General features: G+C 66.9%; 23 protein-coding genes. 16 read left to right on the top strand and 7 right to left on the bottom strand.

Annotated elements, in window-relative coordinates; all coding sequences use genetic code 11:
- Positions 1-179 precede the first annotated feature (179 nt).
- Together ACZ48C_RS09060 and ACZ48C_RS09055 are read right to left on the bottom strand one after the other, a co-directional pair.
- Complete coding sequence (locus ACZ48C_RS09060) at positions 180-1,112, bottom strand: IS110 family RNA-guided transposase (protein WP_464780898.1); 933 nt, start codon at positions 1,110-1,112, stop codon at positions 180-182.
- A 349-nt stretch (positions 1,113-1,461) separates the two neighbouring features.
- Complete coding sequence (locus ACZ48C_RS09055) at positions 1,462-1,767, bottom strand: hypothetical protein (RefSeq protein ID WP_464780897.1); 306 nt, start codon at positions 1,765-1,767, stop codon at positions 1,462-1,464.
- Positions 1,768-1,867: 100 nt separating this feature from the next.
- Between ACZ48C_RS09055 and ACZ48C_RS09050 the strand changes: the two genes are divergently transcribed.
- A complete protein-coding gene (locus ACZ48C_RS09050) occupies positions 1,868-2,752 on the top strand; it encodes a LysR family transcriptional regulator (RefSeq protein ID WP_464780896.1) in 885 nt (294 codons plus the stop codon).
- On the opposite strand, the gene ACZ48C_RS09045 is transcribed toward ACZ48C_RS09050, so the two are convergent.
- Positions 2,737-3,084, bottom strand: coding sequence for a hypothetical protein (locus tag ACZ48C_RS09045; RefSeq protein WP_464780895.1), 348 nt, complete (start codon positions 3,082-3,084; stop codon positions 2,737-2,739). The two genes, ACZ48C_RS09050 and ACZ48C_RS09045, sit on opposite strands and share 16 nt — an antisense overlap.
- Positions 3,085-3,211: 127 nt before the next feature.
- On the opposite strand from ACZ48C_RS09045, the gene ACZ48C_RS09040 reads away from it, so the two are divergent.
- Together ACZ48C_RS09040 and ACZ48C_RS09035 are read left to right on the top strand one after the other, a co-directional pair.
- The gene (locus tag ACZ48C_RS09040; protein ID WP_464780894.1) at positions 3,212-3,859 is read left to right on the top strand and encodes a helix-turn-helix transcriptional regulator; all 648 of its coding nucleotides are present in this window, start codon (positions 3,212-3,214) and stop codon (positions 3,857-3,859) included.
- A complete protein-coding gene (locus ACZ48C_RS09035) occupies positions 3,856-4,989 on the top strand; it encodes an aminotransferase class I/II-fold pyridoxal phosphate-dependent enzyme (protein WP_464780893.1) in 1,134 nt (377 codons plus the stop codon). The genes ACZ48C_RS09040 and ACZ48C_RS09035 overlap by 4 nt, the downstream gene beginning before the upstream one ends.
- Before the next feature lie 65 nt (positions 4,990-5,054).
- On the opposite strand, the gene ACZ48C_RS09030 is transcribed toward ACZ48C_RS09035, so the two are convergent.
- From ACZ48C_RS09030 to ACZ48C_RS09020, 3 genes are all read right to left on the bottom strand, one after another.
- Positions 5,055-6,098 (bottom strand): quaternary amine ABC transporter ATP-binding protein, encoded by a 1,044-nt coding sequence (locus tag ACZ48C_RS09030; RefSeq protein ID WP_424546384.1) that lies wholly within the window; start codon positions 6,096-6,098, stop codon positions 5,055-5,057.
- 390 nt (positions 6,099-6,488) lie between these two features.
- A complete protein-coding gene (locus tag ACZ48C_RS09025; protein WP_464780892.1) occupies positions 6,489-7,487 on the bottom strand; it encodes an ABC transporter substrate-binding protein in 999 nt (332 codons plus the stop codon).
- A 597-nt stretch (positions 7,488-8,084) separates the two neighbouring features.
- Positions 8,085-8,228 (bottom strand): hypothetical protein, encoded by a 144-nt coding sequence (locus tag ACZ48C_RS09020; protein WP_162911322.1) that lies wholly within the window; start codon positions 8,226-8,228, stop codon positions 8,085-8,087.
- Positions 8,229-8,473: 245 nt separating this feature from the next.
- Between ACZ48C_RS09020 and ACZ48C_RS09015 the strand changes: the two genes are divergently transcribed.
- The 7 genes from ACZ48C_RS09015 (at position 8,474) to cobO (ending at position 19,524) form a co-directional block, all read left to right on the top strand.
- Positions 8,474-9,937, top strand: coding sequence for a cobyric acid synthase (locus ACZ48C_RS09015; RefSeq protein WP_464780891.1), 1,464 nt, complete (start codon positions 8,474-8,476; stop codon positions 9,935-9,937).
- 148 nt (positions 9,938-10,085) lie between these two features.
- Positions 10,086-11,957 (top strand): peptidoglycan-binding domain-containing protein, encoded by a 1,872-nt coding sequence (locus tag ACZ48C_RS09010; RefSeq protein ID WP_464780890.1) that lies wholly within the window; start codon positions 10,086-10,088, stop codon positions 11,955-11,957.
- A 605-nt stretch (positions 11,958-12,562) separates the two neighbouring features.
- Positions 12,563-13,087 (top strand): bifunctional adenosylcobinamide kinase/adenosylcobinamide-phosphate guanylyltransferase, encoded by a 525-nt coding sequence (gene cobU / locus ACZ48C_RS09005; protein WP_464780889.1) that lies wholly within the window; start codon positions 12,563-12,565, stop codon positions 13,085-13,087.
- Positions 13,088-13,090: 3 nt separating this feature from the next.
- Entirely contained in the window at positions 13,091-14,140 is a 1,050-nt protein-coding gene (gene cobW / locus ACZ48C_RS09000; RefSeq protein ID WP_464780888.1) for a cobalamin biosynthesis protein CobW, read from the top strand.
- Positions 14,141-14,442: 302 nt separating this feature from the next.
- A complete protein-coding gene (gene cobN / locus ACZ48C_RS08995) occupies positions 14,443-18,495 on the top strand; it encodes a cobaltochelatase subunit CobN (protein ID WP_464780887.1) in 4,053 nt (1,350 codons plus the stop codon).
- Positions 18,495-18,881 carry a GFA family protein gene (locus tag ACZ48C_RS08990; protein WP_464782797.1) on the top strand — a complete coding sequence of 129 codons (387 nt, stop codon included), beginning with the start codon at positions 18,495-18,497 and terminating at the stop codon, positions 18,879-18,881. Before cobN ends, ACZ48C_RS08990 begins: the two co-directional genes overlap by 1 nt.
- Before the next feature lies 1 nt (position 18,882).
- A complete protein-coding gene (gene cobO, locus ACZ48C_RS08985) occupies positions 18,883-19,524 on the top strand; it encodes a cob(I)yrinic acid a,c-diamide adenosyltransferase (protein ID WP_464780886.1) in 642 nt (213 codons plus the stop codon).
- 138 nt (positions 19,525-19,662) lie between these two features.
- Here cobO and ACZ48C_RS08980 read toward each other — a convergent pair whose 3' ends face one another.
- Complete coding sequence (locus tag ACZ48C_RS08980; RefSeq protein ID WP_464780885.1) at positions 19,663-20,448, bottom strand: TSUP family transporter; 786 nt, start codon at positions 20,446-20,448, stop codon at positions 19,663-19,665.
- A 244-nt stretch (positions 20,449-20,692) separates the two neighbouring features.
- Between ACZ48C_RS08980 and ACZ48C_RS08975 the strand changes: the two genes are divergently transcribed.
- The 6 genes from ACZ48C_RS08975 to ACZ48C_RS08950 all read left to right on the top strand — a co-directional run bounded on the left by ACZ48C_RS08975 (position 20,693) and on the right by ACZ48C_RS08950 (position 25,855).
- Positions 20,693-21,169 (top strand): cobalamin biosynthesis protein, encoded by a 477-nt coding sequence (locus ACZ48C_RS08975; RefSeq protein ID WP_464780884.1) that lies wholly within the window; start codon positions 20,693-20,695, stop codon positions 21,167-21,169.
- Positions 21,169-22,011, top strand: coding sequence for a uroporphyrinogen-III C-methyltransferase (gene cobA / locus ACZ48C_RS08970; RefSeq protein ID WP_464780883.1), 843 nt, complete (start codon positions 21,169-21,171; stop codon positions 22,009-22,011). Before ACZ48C_RS08975 ends, cobA begins: the two co-directional genes overlap by 1 nt.
- Positions 22,008-23,315: a cobyrinate a,c-diamide synthase gene (locus ACZ48C_RS08965; protein ID WP_464780882.1), complete on the top strand. Its 1,308-nt coding sequence runs from the start codon at positions 22,008-22,010 to the stop codon at positions 23,313-23,315. The genes cobA and ACZ48C_RS08965 overlap by 4 nt, the downstream gene beginning before the upstream one ends.
- Complete coding sequence (gene cobD / locus ACZ48C_RS08960) at positions 23,312-24,322, top strand: threonine-phosphate decarboxylase CobD (RefSeq protein WP_464780881.1); 1,011 nt, start codon at positions 23,312-23,314, stop codon at positions 24,320-24,322. Before ACZ48C_RS08965 ends, cobD begins: the two co-directional genes overlap by 4 nt.
- The gene (cbiB, locus tag ACZ48C_RS08955; protein ID WP_464780880.1) at positions 24,319-25,299 is read left to right on the top strand and encodes an adenosylcobinamide-phosphate synthase CbiB; all 981 of its coding nucleotides are present in this window, start codon (positions 24,319-24,321) and stop codon (positions 25,297-25,299) included. Before cobD ends, cbiB begins: the two co-directional genes overlap by 4 nt.
- 127 nt (positions 25,300-25,426) lie before the next feature.
- Positions 25,427-25,855 (top strand): L,D-transpeptidase, encoded by a 429-nt coding sequence (locus ACZ48C_RS08950; protein WP_119256114.1) that lies wholly within the window; start codon positions 25,427-25,429, stop codon positions 25,853-25,855.
- Positions 25,856-25,858: the final 3 nt, after the last annotated feature.

Here is a 25,858-nt window from a genome sequence, read left to right as displayed (position 1 = left end):
CTCATCCGGCCTGCCGGCCACCTTCTCCCCGCAAGCGGGGAGAAGGGGATATGCGGCGCCGCTTTCCTCAAGCAATACCCTGCGGGGGCTGTATCTTGTTGCAAGGCTGTCGCACATGAAAGGAAAGCATTGCCCATCTCCCTTCTCTCCGCTTGCGGGGAGAGCGACTGTCTTTGTTGTCAAGTGTTTTGCCATGGCCTTTGGTCCCTGATGATGGCGTTGAGCATGGTCAGCAGCTTCCGCATGGTTGCGACGATGGCGACGATCTTCGGCTTGCCGGCCGCCACGAGATGATCGCGGAAGGCCTTGAGCACCGCATTGTGGCGACTGGCCACGAGGGCTGCCATGAACAGCACGGACCGCACGTTGCTTCGGCCTCCGCCGATGAAGCTCCTGCCCTTCCACTTGCCCGATTGCCGCGTCCACGGTGCAAGCCCGGCCAGCGCCGCGATCTGTCGCCGGTCGAGGCTGCCCAGTTCCGGCATATGCGCCAAAAGCGTGCGCGCCACCGCCGGTCCCACGCCCGGCACCGAGGTCAACAGCCTCTCGCGCACCCGCCACAACGGTGATTTGCGGATCCGGTCGTCCATATCGGCATCGAGGCTCTCCAGCTCGCGCCGCAGCGCCGTCAGGACGCGCCGGATGCTCTTGCGGGCGGGCGGGGATGCGGCCATCCGCTCGCGGTTCTCTTCCGCCACCATCATCTGCACGATCTGGCGCCGCCGTGTCACCAGTTCGCCGAAGGCCCGCGCCGCCTCGTTCTTCAAGGGACGTATGTCGGGCTTGGCCGCTTCGACGAAGGCCGCGATCACTGCCGCGTCGATCGGATCGGTCTTGGCATGTTTGCCCAGAGCATTCGCATAGGCGCGAACCTGTGCCGGATTGACGCCCACCACGGCAAGCCCCGCCGCCGAAAGCGCCGCCACCGCCACATGCTCGTAGCCGCCCGTCGCCTCCAGCGCCACCAGAGCGGGGCCGTGCGACGACAGCCGGGCTATCAGCGCCTCCACGCAGGCATGATCGTGGCCGACCCGGAAATGTTCACCCGACGGCGCGACATGCACGTCGAGCCAGTCCTTCGATACGTCGATACCGACGACAACCTTGTCCATCCGATCCCATCCTTGCCTAAGCGGGCTTCGCAATGTCGAGCGGCCCTGGCGACTGTTCGGGTTCGATGGAACGGCGGATGGAGACCCGGGCTCTCCCGCGGGCTTGGTGTCCCAAAAGTGCTGCGGGATGCCATCCGCCACCGCAATGCCAAATACACCGGCTTTCGCGGATAAAGGGAAGTTACAAAGGTGCCGGCAGGCGGATGAGGGGATGCCGGAGGCAAGAAGATAAGTCTTTCGGTGCCGCGCCCCTCTTCCGACCCTTCGGGCCACCCTCTCCCCGAGGGGAAAAGGGAAGAGCGGTAACGTCGAACTCGTTCGATAGCCCTGCGGCTCGCGGTGGGCAGGATTATGCGGCGGGCTTTTCCCGCTCCTTGCCTGACTTGCCCGGGGATGCGCTTGCCGCATCCCCTTCGTCCCGCTTGCGGGGAGAGGGCGGCAGCAGGCGGATGAGGGGGGCGGTCCAGCGCCTTTCCTTCGTTTGCGGCAGGGGCTCGCAGCGCAGGACGTCGTTTTCCGCCTCGATCAGGTTCAACCCGGCATCGCGCAGCAAGCGCCGGTCCCTGCGGGCGACGAGCAGCCGCAAGGCCTCCCGCTCCGCCTGCCGTTGACGCCATTCTCTCAATCTTTCCAGCGCTTTTTTCAGGATGCCCATGGCCGTTGCCCTTCGTTCCGCGCATCAGTCAATCAAGGCGATAGACATTTCACAAACGAATAGCGATGATGGCAGGTATCAGGAAAAGCGATGGTGCGTCATGTATCCACCCCTTGAAAGCGATCTCCTGCGCATCTTCGTTGCCGTCGCGCAGGCCGGTAATGTCACCCATGCGGCGGAAAGGCTGGCGCGGACCCAGTCGGCGGTCAGCATGCAGGTGCGCAAGTTGGAGGATTCGGTCGGCGCCGTGCTGTTCGAGCGCGGTCCGCGCGGCGTTTCGCTGACGCCGGAGGGCAAGCGGCTGCTGCCCTATGCGCGGCGCATCGTCGGGCTCGTCGACGAGACGACGGCCGTCATGCGGACGGCGCCGCTCGACGGGCCGGTGCGCGTCGGCATTCCGGAGGAATACAACCAGACGGTCCTGCCGAACGCGCTGGCCGCCTTCGCCGAAATCCATCCCAATATCGAGGTGACGGTGCTTTGCGGCTATACCGCGCAGCAACTGGCGGCGCTCGAAGCGGACCAGTTGGACCTTGCCATCATTTTCGACTGGTGCGACGGCATCTCCGGCGAATTGCTGGCGGTCGATCCCACTGTCTGGGTGGCCTCGGCCGCGCATGGCCGGCATCTGGAGCGGCCGGTTCCGGTGGCGGTCTACTGGCGCTCAAGCTGGTGCCGGGATTTTGCGCTCCGCTCGCTCGAGCGGCACACCATCCCCTATCGCATCGCCTATACCTGCGATACGAGCGGCGGCCTGCGCTCGGCGGTGACCAGCGGGCTCACCATCGCGCCGCTCTCGCGCAGCAACATTCCGCCCGGCGCACGGGAACTGACGATCGCGGACGGCTTTCCGCCGATCGATTCCTCCCGCGTCATCCTCAAGCGCAATCCGCGCCGTGGCGGGCCGGCCATCGAGGGCATGGCGGACATGATCCGCAAATCCTTCGGGCCGCTCGCGAACGCGGGCGATCAGGCTTTCGGATAGGCGCGGTCGAGGCCGCCGGAGCGCGTGAGGCCGGTGCGGAAGGCGCCGTAGGCGGCGTGCTGGCTGGAGCGGGCGGTTTCCATGAGCCGTATCTGCAGGCGCGCGGGCGCCGCCTCGCCGAGCCATTCGCCGAGCTTTTCCAGCTTCAGCGAATTGAGGAAGCGGGCGGCCGCGGCGCGGTTGAGATAGAGGTCCAGGCCTTCGAGCAGGTTTTCGTCCTGTTGCGGGTTTTCCATCAGGAGGGCGAGATAGGCCCGGTCTGCCTCGCCGAGCGTGCCAAGCTTGTCGGCGACGGTTTCCCGGTCCGGAAAGGCTGCAAGATCGGCGTTCATTGTGTCCCCCTGGAATCGTTCACCCCTTGGGAATAGGACGCACCCGACCGGCCCGCAAGCGGGGATGGCGGAATTGGATTGAAAATCCAATATTGACAAATCATCCAATATTGGATTGTTTGTCGCCATGTTCGATACAGCAAATGCCGATGCGCTTCTGCGCCACCATGCCGCGACTGCCGCGGCCATCTCCACGCTCTTCTATCCCCATGCCGAAGTCGTGCTGCACGACCTCGAAACGGGGCTGATCGCTGGCATCTGGAATGCCTTTTCCGGCCGCAAGCCGGGTTCCGAATCGCTTGTCGAGGACGAGCTCGACCAGGCGGGCGAGGGCGGCGTCTACGGGCCCTATGAAAAGACCGGCGAGGACGGGCGGCGCCTCAAATCCGTGACGGCGGTGCTGAAGGACGATTTCGGCCAGGCCGTCGGCCTTCTGTGCATCAACATGGACGTTTCGCATTTCGAGGCCGCGGCCAAGCTGCTGGCGGCTTTCACCTGCGCTATCGCGCCGCGGCCGCCCTCGCTCTTTGCCGGCGACTGGCGGGAGGAGATCAACACCGCCCTGCACGACTGGCTGCGCACCCGCGGCCTTGCCCTGACGGCGATGCGCAAGGGCGACCGGGTGGCGCTCGTCGCCGAGCTCGACCGGCGCGGCCTGTTCCAGACCCGCAACGCCGTCGACCATCTCGCCGGCCTCATGGGCGCGTCGCGCGCCTCGATCTACAACTATCTCGCCGATGCCCGGCGCCAGAACAAGAAGGACAACATCTCGTGACCACGCTGCCGGATTTCCGCCTCGAAACCCATTTCTCGCGCTGGGAATTCAAGGCCCGCCACCACATGACGGCGAGCGACGCCGAGACCATGCGCATGTCGGACCTGCTGGCGCTCGCCGGCCCCGAAGACCTCGATGCCTGGGAGCGGGTCTCGCTCGGCTATACGGAGACCTGGGGGGCGCCGGCGCTGCGCGATACCATCGCCTCGACCTACGAGACGCTTTCGGGCGCCGATATCCTCACCTTCGCCGGGGCGGAGGAGGGGCTCTATTGCGCCATGCTGGCCCTGCTCGGGCCGGGCGACCATGCCATCGTCACCGTGCCGAACTACCAGTCGATGGAGACGATGCCGGTTACCATCACCCGCAATGTCACGGGCGTCGCGCTGCGGCCGGAGAATCGCTGGCAGCTCGATCTCGATGAGCTGCGCGCGGCCCTGCGCCCGGAAACCAAAGTCATCGCCGTCAACTTCCCGAACAATCCGACAGGCGCGATTGCCGATCAGGATATTTTCCGCGCGCTGGCCGATCTCTGCGCCGAGCGCGGCATCCACCTCTTTTCCGACGAGGTCTATCGCGGGCTGGAGATCGATGCGGCAAAGCGCCTACCGCAGGCGGCCGACCTCTTCGACAAGGGCATTTCGCTCAACGTGATGTCGAAGGCCTACGGCCTGCCGGGCCTGCGCATCGGCTGGATCGCCAGCCGCGACCGCGCGCTGCTGTCGCGCATGGAAAGGATGAAGCACTACCTCTCCATCTGCAACGCGCGTCCCTCGGAGGTGCTGGCCGGCATCGCGATCAAGGCGCGCGAGACGATCTTCGCCCGGCTTCGCGCCCTCTGCGCGGAGAATATGGAAAAGCTCGACGCCTTCTTCGCCGACCATCCGGATCGCTACGAGTGGACCCGGCCCGACGGCGGCTGCGTCGCCTTCGCCCGCTATCTCGGTAGGGACGGCGTGGAGGAGCATTGCCGGCGGCTGGTCGAGGAGAAGGGCGTCCTCCTCCTGCCCTCCAGCCTCTTCGTTTCCGACCTGCTGCCCGCTCCGATGGACCGCTTCCGCGTCGGCGTCGGGCGCCGCAATATCGATGCGGGGCTTGCGGCGTGGCGGGAATTCCTGGCCGAGGCTTGAGGCGGCCGCCGGCACGAAAAAGGGCGCCGTTCGGCGCCCTTGTCGTATTCGGCATTCCCCGGACTTCAGGCGGCTTTGGTCTCGTGGCTCGTCTGCGTCACCATGGCGGCGATGATCGTGCTGATGCTGAGCGCGCCGATCGGCCGGCCGGCTTCGTCCACCACATGGGCGAGCGTCTGGTTGGCGGCGGTCATGGCGCGGGCGGCGGTTTCGAGCACGGTGCCCTTGGTAAGCGGCATGCCTTCCGGATTGCCGGAAAGCGGCGCCATGATCGTCTCGACATTGACCACGCGGCCGCGGTTCACTTCCTTGACGAAGGCGGTGATGTATTCGTCCGCCGGGTTCAGCACGATTTCCTGCCCGGTGCCCTGCTGCACGACCATGCCGTCGCGCAGGATCGCGATCTTGTCGCCGAGGCGGAGCGCCTCGTCGAGGTCGTGGGTGATGAAGACGACGGTCTTCTTCAATTCCTTCTGGAGGTCGAGAAGGACGGTCTGCATGTCGACGCGGATCAGCGGGTCGAGCGCCGAATAGGCTTCGTCCATCAGGAGGATGTCGGCGTCGTTGGTCAGTGCGCGGGCAAGGCCGACGCGCTGCTGCATGCCGCCCGAAAGCTGGTTCGGATAGTGGTTCTCGAAGCCGGCAAGGCCGACGCGGGCGATCCATTCCTTCGCGCGCTTTTCCCGCTCGGCGGCGGCGACGCCCTGGATCTCCAGGCCATAGACCGTGTTTTCCAGAACGGTGCGGTGCGGCAGCAGTGCGAATTTCTGGAAGACCATCGCCGTCTTGTGGCGGCGGAACTGGCGCAGGTCGTTCTCGTTCATCCGACAGACGTCGACGCCATCATAGAGCACTTCGCCGGCCGTCGGGTCGATCAGGCGGTTGATGTGGCGGATCAGCGTCGACTTGCCCGAGCCGGAAAGGCCCATGACCACCATGATGCCGCCCGCCGGCATGGAGATGTTGATGTCGCGAAGGCCGAGGACGTGGCCGTATTTCTGGTTCAGTTCGGCCTTGCCGAGGCCGTTCTTCACGGCGTCGACGTAATCGCTGCCGCGCGGCCCGAAGATCTTGTAGAGATTGCGGACCTCGATTGCATGACTGACCATGAATTATCTCCCAGTGCTTCTGGCGCCGCACGCCGTGGGAATGGCGGCAACGATCGAAAATGATGGCGATGACCACGCGCGCGAAGCGCCCGCGGATATCCGTCCTTGGATGATGTCCGCCGCGCGGAAGCGGGCGTCGCGAAAGGCTGAAAATCTGCAAAGTAAGTCTGGCGATGCTTCGCGCAGGCCTGCCATCCGTTTCCCCTCTTCTCCGGCAGTAACTGCCCCGTACCGCGAGGCGCGATGACCTTGCGAACGGAACGGCGCGCGCGGGATATTCTTCTTATGGTTCCCGGCTTGCCTCTTCTTCATTGCATGAACCGCGGGTTCATATTGTGCTATTTGCGACCTCTTCGGTTTCCTGACGCGCATCGGAGCCCGCGGCCGCGTTCAAAGCGCGGCCTTGACCTTGCCGGCGATGTCGGGCGCGACCCATGGCGTCCAGATCTCCGGGAAGGTCTCGAGGAAGTACTTCGCGGCGTCTTCCGTGGAGGCATGGTTCTCCTCCATCCAGGCGAGCACCTTGGCAACGGTACCGTTGTCCCACTGGCGGACCTTCATGTAGTCCATCGCCCCGCCCGCCTTTTCGGCGAAGTCCTTCGTGGCGACGGTGAAGACGTCCGAGGTCGGGTAGGAATTGACCTTCGGATGAGGGCAGGCCGGCACCGCCGTGCAGCTATCCCATTCGGCCTTGTCGAATTCGACGCCGAAGGAGAGCTTGACCATCTGGTACTTGCCGAGGATCGCGGTCGGCGCCCAGTAGTAGCCGAGCCAGCCGGTCTTCTTTTCGAAAGCATCGGCGATCGAGCCATCGAGGCCGGCGGCGGAGTCCGTCTCGACGAGGCGGAAGCCGAGCTTGTCGGCGCCGAGCGCGCGGTAGAGGTTATCGGTCGTGACCTGGCAGTTCCAGCCCGCCGGGCAATTGTGGATCGCGGCCTTCGACGGGTCCTGCGGATCGGGGAAGAGCTCGGGATGCTTCAGCGCGTCCTGCACCGTCCTGATGTCCGAATTGTCGTCCGCGATGAATTTGGGGATCCACCAGCCCTCGACGCCGCCTTCGGAAAGGAGAGGGGCAAGCTGCATCAGCCGGCCTTCGGCAATCGCCTTGTCGAGCGGCGTGCGCACGGCGTTCACCCACAGTTCGGGCGCAAGGTCCGGCTCGCCCTTCTCGTTCATCGAGGTGAAGGTCGACATGGTGTCGCCCGCCACCAGGGTTACGGTGCAGCCATATCCCTTTTCGAGGATGAACCTGTCGAGATGGGCGGCGATGCCGGCCGAGGCCCAGTTCATTTCGGCGATGGAGACCGCGCCGCATTCCGCCGCCCGGGCCGGACCGGCAAGGCCGCAGAGACCGGCGGCAAGCAAGGCGGCGGCGAGGAGCTTCTTCATGGGCTGGAGACCTCCCAGTCTCGGCATGCAGCGATCGATCCGGATGGCAGCGCAGGTTACTGCGTGGTCCCGACTGCCCGAACGTTTTGTCCGACAGGAAAGCACGGCGCTATCGGTGAGCCGGTCTGCCTGTTGCGGTGACGCCGCGCTTTTTATGTTTGCCGCCGGAACCCTGCTGCCGGCGCCCGTCTTCGTGCGTCACCCGACAAGCCTACGGGTTCCTATTGAGAAATCAACCTCCTGCCCCTCGCAAGCGGCCCGAGGATGGCGCCAGCGGCCCGCCGGGCGGGAATTTTTCGAAATCACCCGAAAAAGTTCGCGATTCACCATTGCTTAAGGTCCCGATAACGGTCCGGTAACGATGTGCCGCTATTGGTGTTGTCACGGCGGGGGACACCGCCGCCTGCTCCGGAAAGGTTTTGCGTACCGGAGTGCCTGGGTTTCGATGCGTTTTTGTCGAAGCCGCCATGCGTATTTTGGCAAGCCGTGCATCCTTCCGGGATGCACGGCTTTCGCCATTTCAGGGCAATAAAAAACGCCGCCTTCCGGGGAAAGGCGACGCGGGATACGGGCGGACCTGACGACGGCTCGAAGGGATCAGCCGACGTTGCCGGTGCGGATGACGCCGAGCGGGCCGAGCGGCGCGTCCATGACGACGTTGCGCACGCGGGATTCGCTTCTGGGGGCTTGGCCATTCCAGGCGATCTGAACGAAATTCGGCTTGCTGAAGATATACAGCATGGTCTTGATCCTTGAAACCCGAAGCCACTTGCCTCGGCTGTGCGATATATTGGATATAGGCTCGAACGCGGGAAAAGTCATCGTCGCCGACGGCGCAAAATGTCGCAGACAGGATATCAAGGCAGGCATGCTCGAAACGCATGGCGGGACCGTTCGAATAGAGCCGGGGCGGCATGGCCGGATTGCGGCAATATTGCGGTAAATCAGACTTTTCCGGCGGCAAAAAGGAGTGTTGGAAGGACGCCATGACCAGGACGATCATGCTGCAGGGCACCGGCTCCGATGTCGGAAAAACGGTATTGGTCGCGGGCCTCTGCCGCATCGCCGCCAACCGCGGGCTGAAGGTGCGTCCCTTCAAACCGCAGAACATGTCCAACAATGCCGCCGTGTCGGCCGACGGCGGCGAGATCGGCCGCGCCCAATGGCTGCAATCGCTCGCCGCGCGCGTGCCGTCCTCCGTCCACATGAACCCGGTCCTCCTCAAGCCCCAGTCGGAGACCGGCAGCCAGATCATCGTGCAGGGCAAGGTGTTCGGACAGGCGAAGGGGCGGGACTATCAGGCGCTGAAGCCGAAGCTGATGGGTGCGGTACTGGAAAGCTTCGAAACGGTTTGTGCGGGCGCCGACCTCGTCGTCGTCGAGGGCGCGGGCTCTCCGGCGGAGATCAACCTGCGCGCCGGGGATATCGCCAATATGGGCTTTGCCACGCGGGCAGGCGTGCCGGTCGTGCTGGTCGGCGATATCGACCGCGGTGGTGTCATCGCTTCGCTGGTCGGGACCCACGCCATCCTGTCGGAAGAGGACCGGCGCATGGTCACCGGCTATCTTATCAACAAGTTCCGCGGGGATGTGACGCTCTTCGACAGCGGCATCGCCGAGATAGGGCGCTTCACGGGCTGGCCGTGCTTCGGCGTCGTGCCGTGGCTGAAGGAGGCCGGCCGGCTGCCGGCGGAGGATTCCGTCGTGCTGGAACGGCTTGCGCGGAGCGGGACGGGGGCCTTGAAGGTCGCCGTGCCCGTCCTGCCGCGTATCGCCAATTTCGACGATCTCGATCCGCTGAAGGCCGAGCCGCAGGTCGATCTCGTCTTCGTCCGGCCGGGCGAGCCGCTGCCGGCCGATGCCGGCCTCGTCGTGCTGCCGGGATCGAAATCCACCATCTCGGACCTTCGCGCCTTCCGCGCCGCCGGCTGGGACCGCGACCTCGCCCTCCACATGCGGCGCGGCGGCCGCGTCATCGGCATCTGCGGCGGTTACCAGATGCTCGGCGAGCGCGTCAGCGACCCGCTCGGCATCGAGGGCGGCGAGCGGGAGGTGGCGGGGCTCGGGCTGCTTGCCGTCGAGACGGAAATGGCGCCGGAAAAGACCGTGCGCAACAGCGCCGCTCGTTCGCTGCAATATGACGTGCCGCTGGACGGCTACGAGATCCATCTCGGCCGCACGACGGGGCCGGATGCGTTGCGCCCCGCCGTCAGCATCGACGGGCGGCCAGACGGCGCGCTCTCGGCCGATGGCCGGGTGATGGGCACCTATCTGCACGGGCTGCTTTCCAGCGACGCCTACCGGGCGCGGCTGCTCGCCGATTTCGGCATTGCGGGCGGCGGGTTCGATTACCGCGCGAGTGTCGATGCGGCGCTCGATGGCGTCGCGGCCGAGCTGGAGGCCGTCCTCGACCGCGGCTGGCTCGAAGGTCTTCTCGGTGCGGCTGATTAAACCGGCCGTCTGAAACGTACAGCTATCGGGTTCCTTCTGCATCCGCCTGCCGCACCAAAGTTGCGCCAGAATTGGGTGCAAGGAGTGACGAAAATCCGCCCGGCATGCCGGGCGCCGACGCCTGCGCGCGATCCGAAAGGGTGAATATATGGGTTCTGGACCTCTCGCACGTTCCGTTCTGGCCAGTCTGCTGGGGCTGTCGCTGGCCGGTCTTCCGGCCGCCGGCTTCGCCCAAAGCACCCAGGAAAACACGAGCGCCGGAAAGCGCTGGGAGGAGGAGTTCTCCTTCTGGCAGAAGGCCTCGTCCGGCAACGACCTTGCGCAGTACGAGCGCTACCTGAAGCAATACCCGACCGGCACCTTCGCCTCCATGGCGCGGCTGCGCATTGCCGAATTGCAGGCTGCCGCGAAGACGAAGGACGCGCAGGCCGCGACCGACGACGCTTCCGCCAAGGCAAAGGCGGATGATACGGCCGCTGCCGAAAAGGCCAAGGCAGAGGAAGAAGCGCGCAAGACCGAAGACGCCCGCAAGGCGGATGAGGTCAGGAAGGCCGCCGAAGCCGGGAAGGCGAAAGCGGACGAAGCGGCCCGCAAGGCGGCCGAAGCGAAGAAGGCCGCCGACGAGGCCGCGCGCCTGAAGGCGGAGGCCGAGGTGAAAAAGGCCGAGGAAGAGGCTGCCGCCCGCAAGCTCGCCGAAGAAAAGGCTGCCGCTGCCGAAAAGGCGAAAGCCGAAGCCGCCGCCGCGGAAAAAGCCCGCGCCGAGGAGGCGGCCCGCCTGAAGGCCGAGGCCGAGGAGAAAGAGGCCACCGCCCGCAAGCTCGCCGAAGAGAAGGCCGCCGCTGCCGAAAAGGCGAGGGCTGAAGCCGCCGCCGCGGAAAAGGCCCGCGCCGAGGAGGCTGCCCGCCTGAAGGCTCAAGCCGTGGAGAAGGAAGCCGTGGCCCGCAAGCTCGCAGAGGAGCAGGCGGCCGAGGCCGAGCGCCTGAAGGCGGAAGCGAAGGCCGCCGCCGACAAGGCGAAAGCGGAGGAAGCCGCGCGCCTCAACGCCGAGGCGGACCGCAGGAAGGCCGAGGAGGCCGCTGCGGCCGAAAAGGCCCGCGCCGAGCAGGAAGCTGCGGCCCGCCGGGACGCCGAGGCGAAGCGCGTCGAAGCCGAAAAGGCCGCTGCCGCCGAGAAGGCGCGCATCGAGCAGGAGGCTGCCGCCGCCCGCAAGCTTGCCGATGAGAAGGCGGCCGAATTGGAGCGCCTGAAGGCCGAGGCTGCGAAAGCGGCGGCGGATGCTGAGGCCAAGGCCGCGGAAGCCGCCCGCCTTGCCAAGGAAGCCGAAAAGCGCGCGGAAGAAGCCGCTGCCGCCCGCAAGCAGGCCGAAGGCGGCGCTGCCGCGGCGAATGCCGGCAAGGCTGAAGCCGCCGGCGGCCAGAACGGCGATATCGCAGCCCGCAAGGCGGAGGACGCCAGGCGCGAGGAGGAGACGTTCCAGAAGGCGGTGCTCGACGGCTCCGAAAAGGCGTTCCGCGCCTATATCGCGGCCTATCCGAACGGCCGCTTCCTTGCGGATGCGCGCGAGCGCCTCGCCGCGCTCTCGAAGGCCAGGCGGCCGGAAACCGGCACGGCGACCGCCGACACCGAGCGCAAGGCCGTGGAGCAGCCCGTGGTCGATCCGCGCGAGGCCTATATGGACCGCTCGCTGCGCGCCCAGGCCCAGCGCTGGCTGAGCGCGCTCGGCTATAACACCTACGGCGCCGACGGCGTTTTCGGTCCGCGCACCCGCGCGGCGATCTCCGCCTGGCAGGGCGCATCGGGCTATCGCACCAGCGGCTATCTCACGCGCCAGCAGTACCGCGTGCTGCGCGAGGCCGCGCAATATGCCGAGGCGCGCCAGACCCGCCAGCGGCGCTACCAGCGGCAGCGCGAGTACGACGTGCTGGAAGGCCCCGTCGACGGTTACTATGACGGGCCGTATTACCGCGACGACGGCTATTACAATCGCCGCGGCGGCGTGGTGATCATCCCCGGCTATTGAGGCCGGGGGCGCAGGACCTCCTTATGCCCGCCGCTCGATTGACTTGGCGGCGGGGCACGCTTAATCATCCGACCATCGGATGGTTCCCGACGGCCGCAAACCGGCCCGGGAGAGAAGGGAACGTGACACGGTGGACCCAGATCGGGCGCCGCAATCACGGCCGACCCCGCGACTGTAGAGTGGCGAGGAACGATCGGCCGATGGAACCGACGGCGTGCGGGGCGGCATGGTGCCACCCCGGCAAGGCGCCGGCGAACCATCGGAAAAGCCACTGGGCTGCACTGCGATAAGCCGGGGTTGGACGCCTCTATCTCTACGAATCGTCCGCCTTTCGCAAAGCCTGCCCGGGAAGGTGAGAGCGTTCCGCCGGTGCCTTGGCACCTGACGCCGCGAGCCAGGAAACCTGCCATCCGACAGAGGGCATGTCGCCCGATCCGGGAGTTCTCCCCTGTGCCTGAACGGAGGTTGTCATGGCGCTATCCACATCATCCCTTTGGCTCCGGGCCGGTCCGGCCGGGGCCGCGTGCGCGCCTCCTTTCCTCGCGTCCGCCTGAGGCCGCCGTTATGGCGGTCACTTTCGACATGAATTTGCGGAACGCCGGACGATGACGGTTCCTCACGGCGGAGCTGTGCTCGTGCTGGGCGGAGCGCGTTCGGGAAAATCCGCATTCGCCGAAAGGCTGGTCGCCGGGACCGGCCTCGAACGCCATTACATCGCCACCGGCCGCGCCTTCGACGACGAGATGCGCCAGCGCATCGCGAAACACCGGGAAGACCGCGGCGGCGGGTGGCGGACGCATGAGGAACCGCTGGCCCTTGCCGCGCGCATCGCCGAGGTGGCGCGGGAAGACCGCGCGGTGCTCGTCGATTGCCTGACGCTCTGGGTCACGAACCTGATGCTGGAGGAGCGGGACATTCCCGCCGAATTTTCCGGCCTTCTCGCCGCCATCGCTGGCGCTCCCGGCCGGCTGGTCTTCGTGTCGAACGAGGTCGGCCTCGGCATCGTGCCGGACAATCGCATGGCGCGCGAGTTCCGCGACCATGCCGGGCGGCTGCACCAGCAGGTGGCCGCCCTCGTGCCTGAAGTCTATTTTATCGCGGCCGGACTGCCGCTGAAAATGAAGGGTTGAGCCATGCTGCAACAGAAAATCCCCGCCACCGTCATTACCGGCTTCCTCGGCGCGGGCAAGACGACGATGATCCGCAACCTCCTGCAGAATGCCGGCGGAAAGCGCATTGCGCTCATCATCAACGAATTCGGCGACCTCGGCGTCGACGGCGACGTGCTGAAGGGCTGCGGCGCGGAGGCCTGCACCGAAGACGATATCATCGAGCTGACCAACGGCTGCATCTGCTGCACCGTCGCCGACGATTTCATCCCCACCATGGCGAAGCTGCTGGAGCGCGAGAACCGCCCGGACCATATCGTCATCGAGACCTCGGGCCTTGCCCTGCCGCAGCCGCTCGTCGCGGCCTTCAACTGGCCGGAGATCAAGACGCAGGTGACGGTGGACGGCGTGATCACCGTGGTCGACAGCGCCGCCGTCGCCGCCGGCCGCTTCGCCGACGATCACGACAGGGTGGACGCGCTGCGTGTCGAGGACGAAAATCTCGACCATGAAAGCCCGCTGGAGGAACTCTTCGAGGACCAGCTGACCGCCGCCGACCTCATCGTCCTCAACAAGACGGACCTCATCGATGCCGCCGGCCTTCAGGCCGTGCGCGACGAAGTCGCCTCCCGCATCGCCCGCAAGCCCTCGATGATCGAGGCGCGGAACGGCGAGGTCGCCGCCGCCGTGCTGCTCGGCCTCGGCGTCGGCACGGAGGACGACATCGCCAACCGCAAGTCGCACCACGAGCTGGAGCACGAGAACGGCGAGGAGCACGACCACGACGAATTCGACAGCTTCGTCGTCGAGCTCGGCGCCGTCGCCGATCCCGCCGCCTTCATCGAACGCCTCAAGGGTGTGATCGCCGAGCATGACGTGCTGCGCCTCAAGGGTTTCGCGGATGTTCCCGGCAAGCCGCTGCGCCTGCTCGTCCAGGCCGTGGGCAGCCGCATCGACAGCTATTTCGAGCGCGCCTGGGCGCCCGGCGAAGCGCGCGGCACCCGCCTCGTCGTCATCGGCCTGCACGACATGGACGAGCAAGCCGTTCGCGCCGCCATCGCGGCGGCGGTGTGATTTCGGCATGAAAGTGCTGCGGTTCCTCTCTTCGGTGCGTCGGCCGTCTCCCCGGCGGGGGGCAGGGCGCTTGCCTATGGCATTCGGCGCGGCCGCTTTTCCCTTCTCCCCTCGGGGAGAAGGTGGCCCGAAGGGCCGGATGAGGGGGCGCGACACGGAATGACTTCTCTTTCTTGCCTTCGGCATCTCCCTCATCCGCCTGCCGGCACCTTCTCGCCGCTGGGGAGAAGGGGATGGGGCGCCGTTTTACATTCGATAGCCCCTTCTGCGGGGGAGACTGCCTCCGGGCCGAAGGGCATGCCATGCACCTCCTGCTAGCCCAGAAAGGCACCATCGCCGACGGCAAGGAGGCCGTCGACCTCGGCCAGACGCCGGGCGATATCCTCTTCCTCTCCGCCGCCGACACGGAACTCGCCGCCATCGCCGCCGCCCATCGCGCGCGGGGCGGCGAGACGCGCCTGCGCCTCGCCAGCCTTGCCACGCTGTCGCATCCGATGTCGGTCGATACCTATGTCGAGCGCACGGCGCGGCATGCCAAACTCATCGTCATCCGCGCCCTCGGCGGAGCCAGCTATTTCCGCTATGTGCTGGAAGCTCTTCTGGCGACCGTCGTCGCCAATGGCGTCAAGCTCGTCGCGCTGCCGGGCGACGACCGGCCGGACGACGGCCTGATCCCCTTCAACCGCATCGAAGACGAGGACCGCCAGCGGCTCTGGGCCTATCTCAACGAGGGCGGCGCGGAGAACGCGGATCGCTTCCTCGCCTATGCGGATGCCGTGGTCCTCGGCGGCGAAAGGCCGGAGCCGGCGATGCCGCTGGACAAGGCCGGCATCTGGTGGCCGGGGCAGGGTGTCGTCGATATCGGGACGTGGCGGCAGGTTGCCGGCGTTTCACCCCCCTCTGGCCCGCCGGCCATCTCCCCCAGAGGGGGGGAGATCGATGGAGGAACGGTTTCCCGGAATTCAGGCGCTTCTACGGAAGCAAATGCGTGCCGCCTGCCAATCTCCCCCCTTGTGGGGGAGATGGCCGGCAGGCCAGAGGGGGGTATCCCAACCGCCGCCGTCTGCTTCTACCGCGCCTATGTCCAGAGCGGCGAGACGCGCCCCGTCGAGATGCTGATCGAGGCGCTGGCGGCCGAGGGCATCCGCGCCCTGCCGCTTTTCGTCTCCAGCCTCAAGGAAGCCGCCTCCATCGAGACGGTCCGCGCGGCCTTCGCTGAGGCCCCGCCGGATATCGTCCTCAACGCCACGAGTTTCGCGGTCTCCGCCCCCGGCGCGGGCCGCAAGCCGACAGTGCTTGATGAGACCGGCGCGCCTGTCCTTCAGGTCGTCTTCTCCGGCTCCTCGCGCGAAGCCTGGGAGGCGTCGGGGCAGGGGCTGACGGCGCGCGATCTCGGCATGAACGTTTCCCTGCCGGAGGTCGACGGCCGCGTGCTTTCCCGCGCCGTCTCCTTCAAGGCGGCGGCGCGTTATGACGAGCGGGTCGAGACCAATATCGTGAGCCTCGATCCGGTGGAGGACCGCATCCGTTTCGTGGCGAAACTCGCCGCCGGCTGGGCGCGGCTGCGGCGGGCAAGGCCGGCCGAGCGGCGCATTGCCCTCGTCATGGCGAATTACCCGAATCGCGACGGCCGGCTAGGCAATGGCGTCGGCCTCGACACGCCGGCCGGCACGATGGAAGTGCTGCGCGCCATGGCGGCTGAGGGCTATGCGGTCGCCGATCTGCCGGAGGATGGCGATGCGCTGATCGCCCATCTCATGGCCGGCCCGACCAATGCGGCGCGCGACGGGCGGGAAATCCGCGAGACGCTTTCGCTGAATCAATACAAGACCTTCTTCTCTTCGCTTCCGAAAGTGATTCAGGAGGAGATGACGGACCGCTGGGGCGAGCCGGAAGACGATCCCTTCGTCATCGGTGACGTCTTCGCCCTGCCGCTCGCCCGTTTCGGCGAAACGCTGGTCGGCATCCAGCCGGCGCGGGGCTACAATATCGATCCGAAGGAGAGCTACCATTCGCCGGACCTCGTGCCGCCGCACGGTTATCTTGCCTTCTACGCCTTCCTGCGTCTCCATTACGGCGCGCATGCCATCGTGCACATGGGCAAGCACGGCAATCTCGAATGGCTGCCGGGCAAGGCGCTGGCGCTGTCGCAGGCCTGCTATCCCGAAGCCGTGCTCGGCCCGGTGCCGCATCTCTATCCCTTCATCGTCAACGATCCGGGCGAGGGCACGCAGGCCAAGCGCCGCTCCGCCGCCGTCATCGTCGACCACCTGACGCCGCCGCTGACCCGTGCCGAGACCTATGGCCCGCTTAAGGACCTCGAAGCGCTGGTCGACGAATATTACGACGCCTCCGGCGGCGACCCCCGGCGCATCAGGCTGCTCTCCAAGCAGATCCTCGATCTGGTGCGCGATATCGGCCTCGACAGCGATGCCGGAATCGCCAGGTCCGATGGCGAGGCGGCGGCGTTGCAGAAGCTCGACGCCTATCTCTGCGACCTCAAGGAAATGCAGATCCGCGACGGGCTGCATGTCTTCGGCGTCTCGCCGGAGGGGCGGCTGCTCACAGACTTGACGGTGGCGCTCGCCCGTGTGTCGCGTGGATTGGGCGAAGGGGGCGAGGCGAGTCTTCAGCGGGCGATCGCGGCGGATGCGCTTGCGGCGGCAACCCCCTCTGGCCTGCCGGCCATGTCCCCCACAAGGGGGGAGATTGATGTGGGGACGGTTTCCCGGAACGCGAACGTCGCTGCCAAGGGAGGGGCTCACCACCTGCCAATCTCCCCCCCTGTGGGGGACATGGCCGGCTGGCCAGAGGAGGGTGGCCTCCGCTTCGACCCTCTCGACTGCATCGCCTCCGACCCCTGGACCGGCCCGCGCCCCGACATCCTCGCCTCCCAGTCCGTCGCCCCCTGGCGCAGCAATGGCGACACGGTGGAGCGCATCGAGCTTCTGGCGGCAAGGCTGGTGGACGGCACGCTGCCTTGCCCGGACGGCTGGCAGGCTACCCGCGCCGTCCTCGACACCATCGACACGACCATCCGCCCCGCCATCGCCGCCTGCGGCCCGGCGGAGATTTCGGCGCTGATACGCGGCCTTGACGGGCGCTTCGTCGAACCCGGCCCCTCCGGCGCGCCGACGCGCGGGCGGCCGGACGTGCTGCCGACGGGGCGCAACTTCTATTCCGTCGACAGCCGTGCCGTGCCGACGCCCGCCGCCTGGGAGCTCGGCCGGAAATCCGCCGAACTTATCGTCACGCGCTATGCGCAGGACCACGGCGAATGGCCCACCTCCTTCGGCATCACCGCCTGGGGCACCTCCAACATGCGCACCGGCGGCGACGATATTGCGCAGGCCATGGCGTTGATCGGTGTCAAGCCGACCTGGGACATGGCCTCCCGCCGCGTCACCGGCTTCGAGATCATCCCGCCCGCAACGCTCCGCCATCCACGCGTCGACGTGACTTTGCGCATCTCCGGCTTCTTCCGCGATGCCTTCCCGGAGCAGATCGCGCTCTTCGACCGCGCCGTGCGCGCCGTCGGGGCGCTGGACGAGGACGATGCGGACAATCCCATCGCCGCGCGCATGCGCGCCGAGGCGGCGGCGCTGGCGGCGAAGGGCGCTTCCGATGACGAGGCGGCGAGGCAGGCGGGCTTCCGCATCTTCGGCGCGCAGTCGGGCGGCTATGGCGCGGGCCTCCAGACCATGATGGACGAGGGCCTGTGGAGCGAGCGCGGCGACCTTGCCGAGGCGTGGCTCGCCTGGGGTGCGCATGCCTATGACGGGACGAGCGACGGCGTGCCGATGCGCGCGCGGCTGGAGGCGCGCATGAAGAGCCTTCAGGCGGTCATCCAGAACCAGGACAGCCGCGAGCACGACCTGCTCGACAGCGACGAATACTACCAGTTCGAGGGCGGCATGGCGGCGGCGGCCGAGCACCTTTCCGGCAGGCAGCCCGTCGTCTACCACAACGACCTGTCGCGGCCGGAAAGACCCGTCGTGCGCACGCTGGAGGACGAGATCGGCCGCGTCGTGCGCGCCCGCGTCGTCAATCCCAAGTGGATCGACGGCGTCATGCGCCATGGCTACAAGGGCGCTTTCGAGATCGCCGCGACGGTCGATTTCATGTTCGCCTTCGCGGCGACGACCGGCGCGGTGAAGGATCATCATTTCGAGGCCGCCTACCAGGCCTATGTGCAGGATCCGCGCGTGCGCGATTTCCTTGCTGAAAAGAACCCGGCGGCGCTCGCCGAGATGGCGGCGCGCCTTGCCGAGGCGATCGACCGTGGCCTGTGGACGCCGCGCTCCAACTCGGCGCGCTATGAGCTCGACATGCTGGGAAAGAGGAGGGCGTCGTGATGAACCTTGCCGGCCGCTGCCTTTGCCGTTCGCTGACGTTTTCCGTTTCCGGCGATATCGTCAGCACGGGCCATTGCCATTGCGAGAGTTGCCGGCGCGCCACATCCTCGCCGGTCACGACCTTCTTTTGCGTGGTGGCGGGCGATGTCGCATTCAAGGGCGGGACGCTGCGGCACTATGCATCCTCGCCCGGCGTGCGGCGCGGTTTCTGCGGCAATTGCGGCTCGCCGATGAGCTACGAGAGCGAGAAGCGGCCCGGCATCGTCGATCTCTACGTCGCCTCGCTGGACGATGCGGCGGGCGTCGAAATTACCCAGCACGGGTTTTGGAACGAGCGGGTTTCCTGGCTGCATTGCGAGGACGACCTGCCGAAACGGGAAGGCTGACATGACAGACAACCACGACGAAACCGCCGGCATGAGCGAAGCCGAGCTTGCCCGCCATTCGGAGAAGATGGCGAAGAAGAAGCAGGCGCGCGAGAAGATCATGGCGACCAAGACGGACGAGAAGGGCCTCGTCATCGTCCATACCGGCAAGGGCAAGGGCAAGTCGACCGCCGGCTTCGGCATGATCTTCCGCCATATCGCCCACGGGAAGCCCTGCGCCGTCGTGCAGTTCATCAAGGGCGCTATGGTGACGGGAGAGCGCGACCTGATCGAGGCGCATTTTGCCGATCTCTGCCAGTTCTTCACGCTCGGCGAGGGCTTCACCTGGGAGACGCAGGACCGCGCCCGCGACGTGGCGATGGCGCAGAAGGCGTGGGAAAAGGCTAAGGAACTCATTCGCGACGAGCGCAATTCCATGGTGCTGCTCGACGAGATCAACATCGCGCTGCGCTACGACTATATCGACATCAGGGAGGTCGTCGACTTCCTGAAGACCGAGAAGCCCTACATGACCCATGTCGTGCTGACGGGCCGCAACGCCAAGGAAGAACTGATCGAGATCGCCGATCTTGCGACCGAGATGGAGCTCCTGAGGCACCCGTTCCGCTCGGGCATCAAGGCGCAGCAGGGCGTGGAGTACTGAGGGAAGGTTTCGCCCCTCATCCCCCTGCCGGGACCTTCTCCTTGGCTGCGGGGAGAAGGGAGCAGAACGGCGCGCCCGGCGCTCCTCGCCCCGCTTGCGGGGAGAGGATGCCGGCAGGCAGGTGAGGGGCCGTGCGGCCTACCAGCCGAGCCACACCCGCAGCGGATGGCTCGGATCGGCCATCAGGCGGATAGCGAGCGCGATGGAGGTGACGACGAGAAGCGGCTTGATGATCTTCGCGCCGCTCTTCATCGCCACGCGCGAGCCGGCCTGCGCGCCGAGGAACTGGCCGGCGCCCATGACGAGGCCGACCTTCCAAAGCACGACGCCGTAGAGCAGGAACACGGCGAAGGCGCCGACATTGGAGCCGAAGTTCAGGAGCTTGGTATGCGCCGTCGCCTTCAGGACGCCGAAGCCGGCAAGCGTCACGAAGGCCAGCATGAAGAACGAGCCGGTGCCCGGGCCGAAGACGCCGTCATAGAAGCCGATCGCCGGCACGATGGTGACGGTGAAGAGGAAGACGCTCATGCGCCGGTGCTTGTCCACGTCGCCGATATTCGGCTTCAGCCCGAAATAGACCGCGATGGCCACCAGCAGGAAGGGCAGGATCGCCTTCAGTACGTCGCCCGGAACCACCGTCGCCAGCAAAGCCCCGAAAACCGCGCCGAACGCCGAGAGCGCGGCCATCGGTGATTGCTCGGTGAGCCGCACATGGCCGGCGCGCGCATAGGCGAGCGTCGCCGATCCCGAGCCGAAGAGCGATTGCAGCTTGTTGGTGCCGAGCGTTTCCAGCGGTGGAATGCCGGCGAGCAGCATGGCTGGAATGGTGATCATGCCGCCGCCGCCGGCAATCGAATCGATGAAGCCGGCGAGGAAGGCGGCGAAGAACAGGAAGACGAGAAGGTGGAGGGCGATATCGGCCACGGCGGGACTCGGGAAAACGAGGGGTCTGCCGTTCTTCTGTCAGACTGCATGACAAAAGCAAAGCCTGCCGGCGATCCGCCGATCCGGTTTGACCGGCCTTTCGCCCTTCGATACTAAGGAGACGCGACGGTGCCCCGAGCGGGCCGAGCGGTGTCCGGTGCGGCTGACCCAGAGGGGCTTCATCCGGAGCTGTCGGAAACGGCAAGGCCGGGCTCTTTCGCGTGGAATTTAGCAAGAGACCGCCATGAGTGCCGAGGCCCCATTACCCGACACCGGACGACGACCGCTCGTTCTCGGCCTTGGCTGCGAGCGCGGAACGCCACCGGGCGAACTCGTCGATCTCGCCATTTCCATCGTGACCCGGCCGGAGGATATCGCCTTCGTCGCGACGCTGGACATGCGCGCCGAAGAGCCGGCCATGCTGGCCGTCGCGCGGCATTTTTCCGTGCCGCTCGTGACCTTCTCCGCCGCGCGCCTCGAAACCGAAACGCCGCGGCTTGCCAATCCGTCGCAGATCGTCTTTGCCCATGCGGGCTGCCACGGCGTTGCCGAGGCGGCGGCGCTGGCGCAGGCAGGTGCGGGCGGGCGGCTGGTCGTGGAGAAGACGAAATCCGCCCACGCCACGGCGGCGGTGGCTGAATCCTTTCAATCGCTTGTCGCGGTTTCCTCGCAAGGCGATTCCATGTCCTCGCATTTCGATTCAAACCGGGAGCACATCTGATGCACGCCCTGTTCTCCGCCCTCCCGCCGATGGAAAGAGGCACCGTCTGGCTCGTCGGCGCAGGCCCCGGCGATCCGGGCCTCCTGACGCTCCATGCCGCCAATGCGCTGCAACAGGCCGATGTCGTCGTGCATGACGCGCTGGTCAATGCCGATTGCCTGTCGCTGGCGCGTCCCGGCGCCGTGCTGGAATTTGCCGGAAAGCGCGGCGGCAAGCCCTCGCACAAGCAGCGGGATATTTCGCTGCGGCTCGTCGAGCTCGCCCGCGCCGGCCATCGCGTGCTGCGGCTGAAGGGCGGCGATCCCTTCGTCTTCGGGCGCGGCGGGGAGGAAGCGCTGACGCTGGTCGAGCACGGCATTCCCTTCCGCATCGTGCCGGGCATCACGGCGGGCATCGGCGGGCTTGCCTATGCCGGCATTCCGGTGACGCACCGCGAGGTCAACCATGCCGTCACCTTCCTGACGGGGCACGATTCCTCCGGCCTCGTGCCGGATCGTATCAATTGGGAGGGCATCGCCAAGGGGTCTCCCGTCATCGTCATGTACATGGCGATGAAGCATATCGGCCAGATCGCCGCCAATCTCGTCGCCGGCGGGCGCTCGCCGGACGAGCCGGTCGCCTTCGTCTGCAATGCAGCGACGAGCGAGCAGGCGGTGCTGGAAACGACGCTCGCCCGCGCCGAGGCGGATGTCGCCGCCGCCGGCATCGAGCCGCCCGCCATCGTCGTGGTGGGCGAGGTCGTGCGCCTTCGCCCCTCGCTCGACTGGATCGGCGCGCTGACCGCCGGCCGCAGGCTCGCGCCCGATCCCTTCGGCTCGCGCGAAAGGAAGGATCCGGCATGAGCGGACTGCTCATCGCCGCCCCCGCATCCGGCTCCGGCAAGACGACGGTGACGCTCGGCCTTGCCCGCGCGCTGGCCGATGCCGGCCTCCGTCTCGTTTCCGGCAAGGCGGGGCCGGATTATATCGACCCGGCCTTCCATGCCGCGGCGAGCGGAAAGCCCTGCTTCAACTACGATCCCTGGGCCATGCGTCCGGACCTCATCCGCGCCAATGCCGTCCATCAGGCGGGCGAGGGGGAATTCCTGCTCATCGAGGCGATGATGGGCCTCTTCGACGGGGCGGCCGACGGCACGGGCGCGCCGGCCGATCTGGCCGCGACGCTCGGCCTGCCCGTGGTGCTCGTCATCGATTGCAGCCGCCTGTCGCAGTCCGTCGCGGCGCTGGCGAGGGGATACAGGGATCATCGCGGCGATGTGCATGTCGCCGGCGTCATCCTCAACAAAGTGGGCAGCGCCCGGCACGAGGCGATGCTGCGCGCGGCGCTGGAAACCGCCGGCATCGCGATTTTCGGCGTGCTGCGCAGCGATCCGGCGCTTGCCCTGCCGGAGCGGCATCTCGGCCTCGTCCAGGCGGGGGAGCATGGGGCGCTGGAAGCCTTCATCACACATGCCGCCGGCGTGGTGGCCCGTGACTGCGATCTCGACCGTCTTGCCGTCCTTGCTTCTGGCCGCGCCGCTTCCCTGCCGCCTTCTGCCGTCTTGCACCTTCCGCCGCTCGGCCAGCGCATCGCGATTGCCGAGGACCGGGCCTTTGCTTTCACCTACCAGCACCTGCTGCTCGGCTGGCGCATGGCGGGGGCGAGCCTTTCGTCCTTCTCCCCGCTTGCCGACGAGGCGCCCGCGGCCGATGCCGATGCGGTCTACCTGCCCGGAGGTTATCCGGAACTGCATGCCGGGACGCTTGCCAATGCCGGCCGTTTCCGTCAGGGCATGCTGGAGGCCGCGCGCCGTGGCGCGCGTATCTATGGCGAATGCGGAGGCTACATGACACTCGGGGAAGGGCTGGTCGATGCAGCAGGAACGCGCCATACCATGCTCGGCCTGTTGCCGCTCGTCACCAGCTTCGCCGAGCGTCGCCGCCATCTCGGCTATCGCCGCGTCACGCCGCTGGCGGGGTCCGGCTTTGCCGCGCCGATGACGGCGCACGAGTTCCATTATTCGACCCTCGCGCATGAGGGAGAGGCGGATCGGCTCTTCGCCGTCACGGATGCCGTCGGCGAGGATCTCGGCATGGCCGGGCTTCGCAGGGGTGCCGTCAGCGGCTCCTACATGCACCTGATCGACCTTGCACCGGAGGCCGCATGAGCGCGCCGCGCATCGTCCACGGCGGCGGCATCGCCGCGGCCGCCGCCCGCTACGGCGGAAGGCCCGAGGACTGGCTCGACCTTTCGACCGGCATCAATCCCAATCCCGTCGCCGTTCCCGAGGTGGACATTGCCGCCTGGCACCGCCTGCCGGATCGCCACCGCCAGGATGCCGCCCGCATCGCCGCGCAGCGTTATTATGCGACGCCGCAAGCCCTTCCGCTTCCCGTGCCCGGTACGCAGTCAGCCATCCAGCTCCTGCCGCGCCTCGTTTCGCCCGGCCGCCGCGCCGCTGTGCTTTCCCCCACCTATGGCGAATATGCCCGCGTGCTCGCCAATGCCGGCGTCGCAGTGGACCGGATTGCAAGTCTCGATGCGGTGACGGCCGCGCACGGTCTCGTCGTTGTCGTCAATCCGAACAATCCCGACGGCCGGCTTTTCCCGCGCGAGGCGCTGCTGTCGCTCCATGCGCGCGTCGCCGCGAAGGGCGGCCTGCTCGTCGTCGACGAGGCCTTCGGCGACATGCGCCCGGAAGGTTGCATCGCGCCGCTTGCCGGCGACGACAGACCGGGCCTTCTCATCTTCCGCTCCTTCGGAAAGTTCTTCGGCCTTGCCGGCCTCCGCCTCGGCTTCGCCATCGGCGAGGCGGCGGTCATCGATCGCATCGAGGACGGGCTCGGCCCCTGGGCTGTCTCCGGCCCGGCGCTGACGATCGCGACCACGCTCATGGCCTCCGACACGTCCGCCATCCGCTGCGCCATCGACGGGCGCAAGGCCGCGCTCGACGCGGTGCTGGCGGCTGCCGGCCTCACTGTTGCCGGTGGAACGGGCCTTTTTTCGCTGGTGGATCATGCGGATGCCGCCGCGATCCATGAAGGCCTTTGCCGCCATCATGTGCTGGTGCGTCCTTTCGATTATAATCCGCGATGGCTGCGGTTCGGCCTTTCCCCCGACGCCACGGGGGATGGCCGGCTGGCCGCGGCGCTGGCGGATGTGATGGGCCGATGACGGAGACGCTGCTGATCCTGTTTTTCGCGCTGCTGCTGGATCGTCTCGTCGGCGATCCCGACAGGCTCTGGCAGCGCGTGCCGCATCCGGTCGTGCTGTTCGGCCGGGCGATCGGGGGGATGGATGCGCTTTTCAACGGCAAGCGCCTTTCGCCGGCGACACGGCGCTTCAACGGCGCTGCCGGCATTGCCGTGCTGCTTGCCGCCAGCCTTTTCGCCGGCTTCGTCCTGCACCGGCTTTTCGCGCCGCTCGGCGTCGGCGGCGCGGTTGTCGAGGTGGTCGTCGTCGCCGTCTTCCTCGCGCAGAAGAGCCTTCACGACCATGTCCGCGCCGTCTCGACGGGCCTCAAGGACGACGGCCTCGAAGGCGGGCGGCGGGCCGTGTCGATGATCGTCGGCCGCGATCCGGCGACGCTCGACGAGCCGGCCGTCTGCCGCGCCGGGATCGAGAGCCTTGCCGAGAATTTTTCCGACGGCGTCGTCGCCCCGGCACTCTGGTATGCGCTTCTCGGCCTGCCGGGCCTCCTTGCCTACAAGATGCTCAACACGGCCGATTCGATGATCGGCCACAGGAGTGAGAAATATCTCGATTTCGGCTGGGCCTCCGCCCGGCTCGACGACCTTGCCAACTGGCCCGCCGCGCGCCTGTCGATCCTCTTCATCGCCGCTGGCGCATGGCTGGCGCAGGGCCGGCGGGCGGCGCGGGCGGCCATCGGCGCGGCGCTGCGCGATGCCGGCCTGCACCGCTCGCCGAATTCCGGCTGGCCGGAAGCGGCCATGGCCGGCGCGCTCGGCATCGGCCTTGCAGGTCCGCGCATCTATGGCGGCGCGCGCGTCGACGAACCGATGATGAACGCCGCCGGTCGCACCGTCGCGACGGTCGCCGATATCGATCTGTCGCTGCGTATCTTCTCAGCCGCCTGCGCCGTTCTTGCCGTCACGGTGCTGCTGGCGGCAGGCCTTGCTGCCTCCATATAGGCGCAACGATTAACTTCGTTTTCTTTTCTCCACCCCCGTCAATATTGTGGAAGGCTGGAACGTCTATAGTCTGTCTTGCCGTCAGACATGGCGCCGATGTCATGCGCGAACGAATAGAGGGGAAATCATGCGTGGCTTGCTTGCGACCGCGGTCGCATTCCTTCTGGTCCTGTTTCAGGCCGAGACTGCACTTTCCGCCAACCTTGTCGCGGAGGTCAGCCTTTCTTCACAGACGATGATCGTTACTCAGAACGGTATCGTGAAACACCGCTGGCGCGTCTCGACGGGCCGCAAGGGCTTCGGCACGCCGACGGGCGCGTGGAAGGCGAAATGGGCCTCGCGCAACCACCGCTCGCGCAAGTACGACAATGCGCCGATGCCCTATGCAATCTTCTTCAACGGCGGCTACGCGGTGCATGCGACCTTCGACACCAAACGCCTCGGCCGCCCCGCCTCGCACGGCTGCGTGCGGCTGCATCCCTCGAACGCCGCGACGTTCTTCCAGCTGGCGAACAACAGCGGGCTTTCGAACACCCGCATCGTCATCTCGCGCTGAGGA

The sequence above is a fragment of the Shinella sp. 1A1 genome, from assembly GCF_055379515.1.
This window is presented reverse-complemented; position numbering and strand designations above follow the sequence as displayed.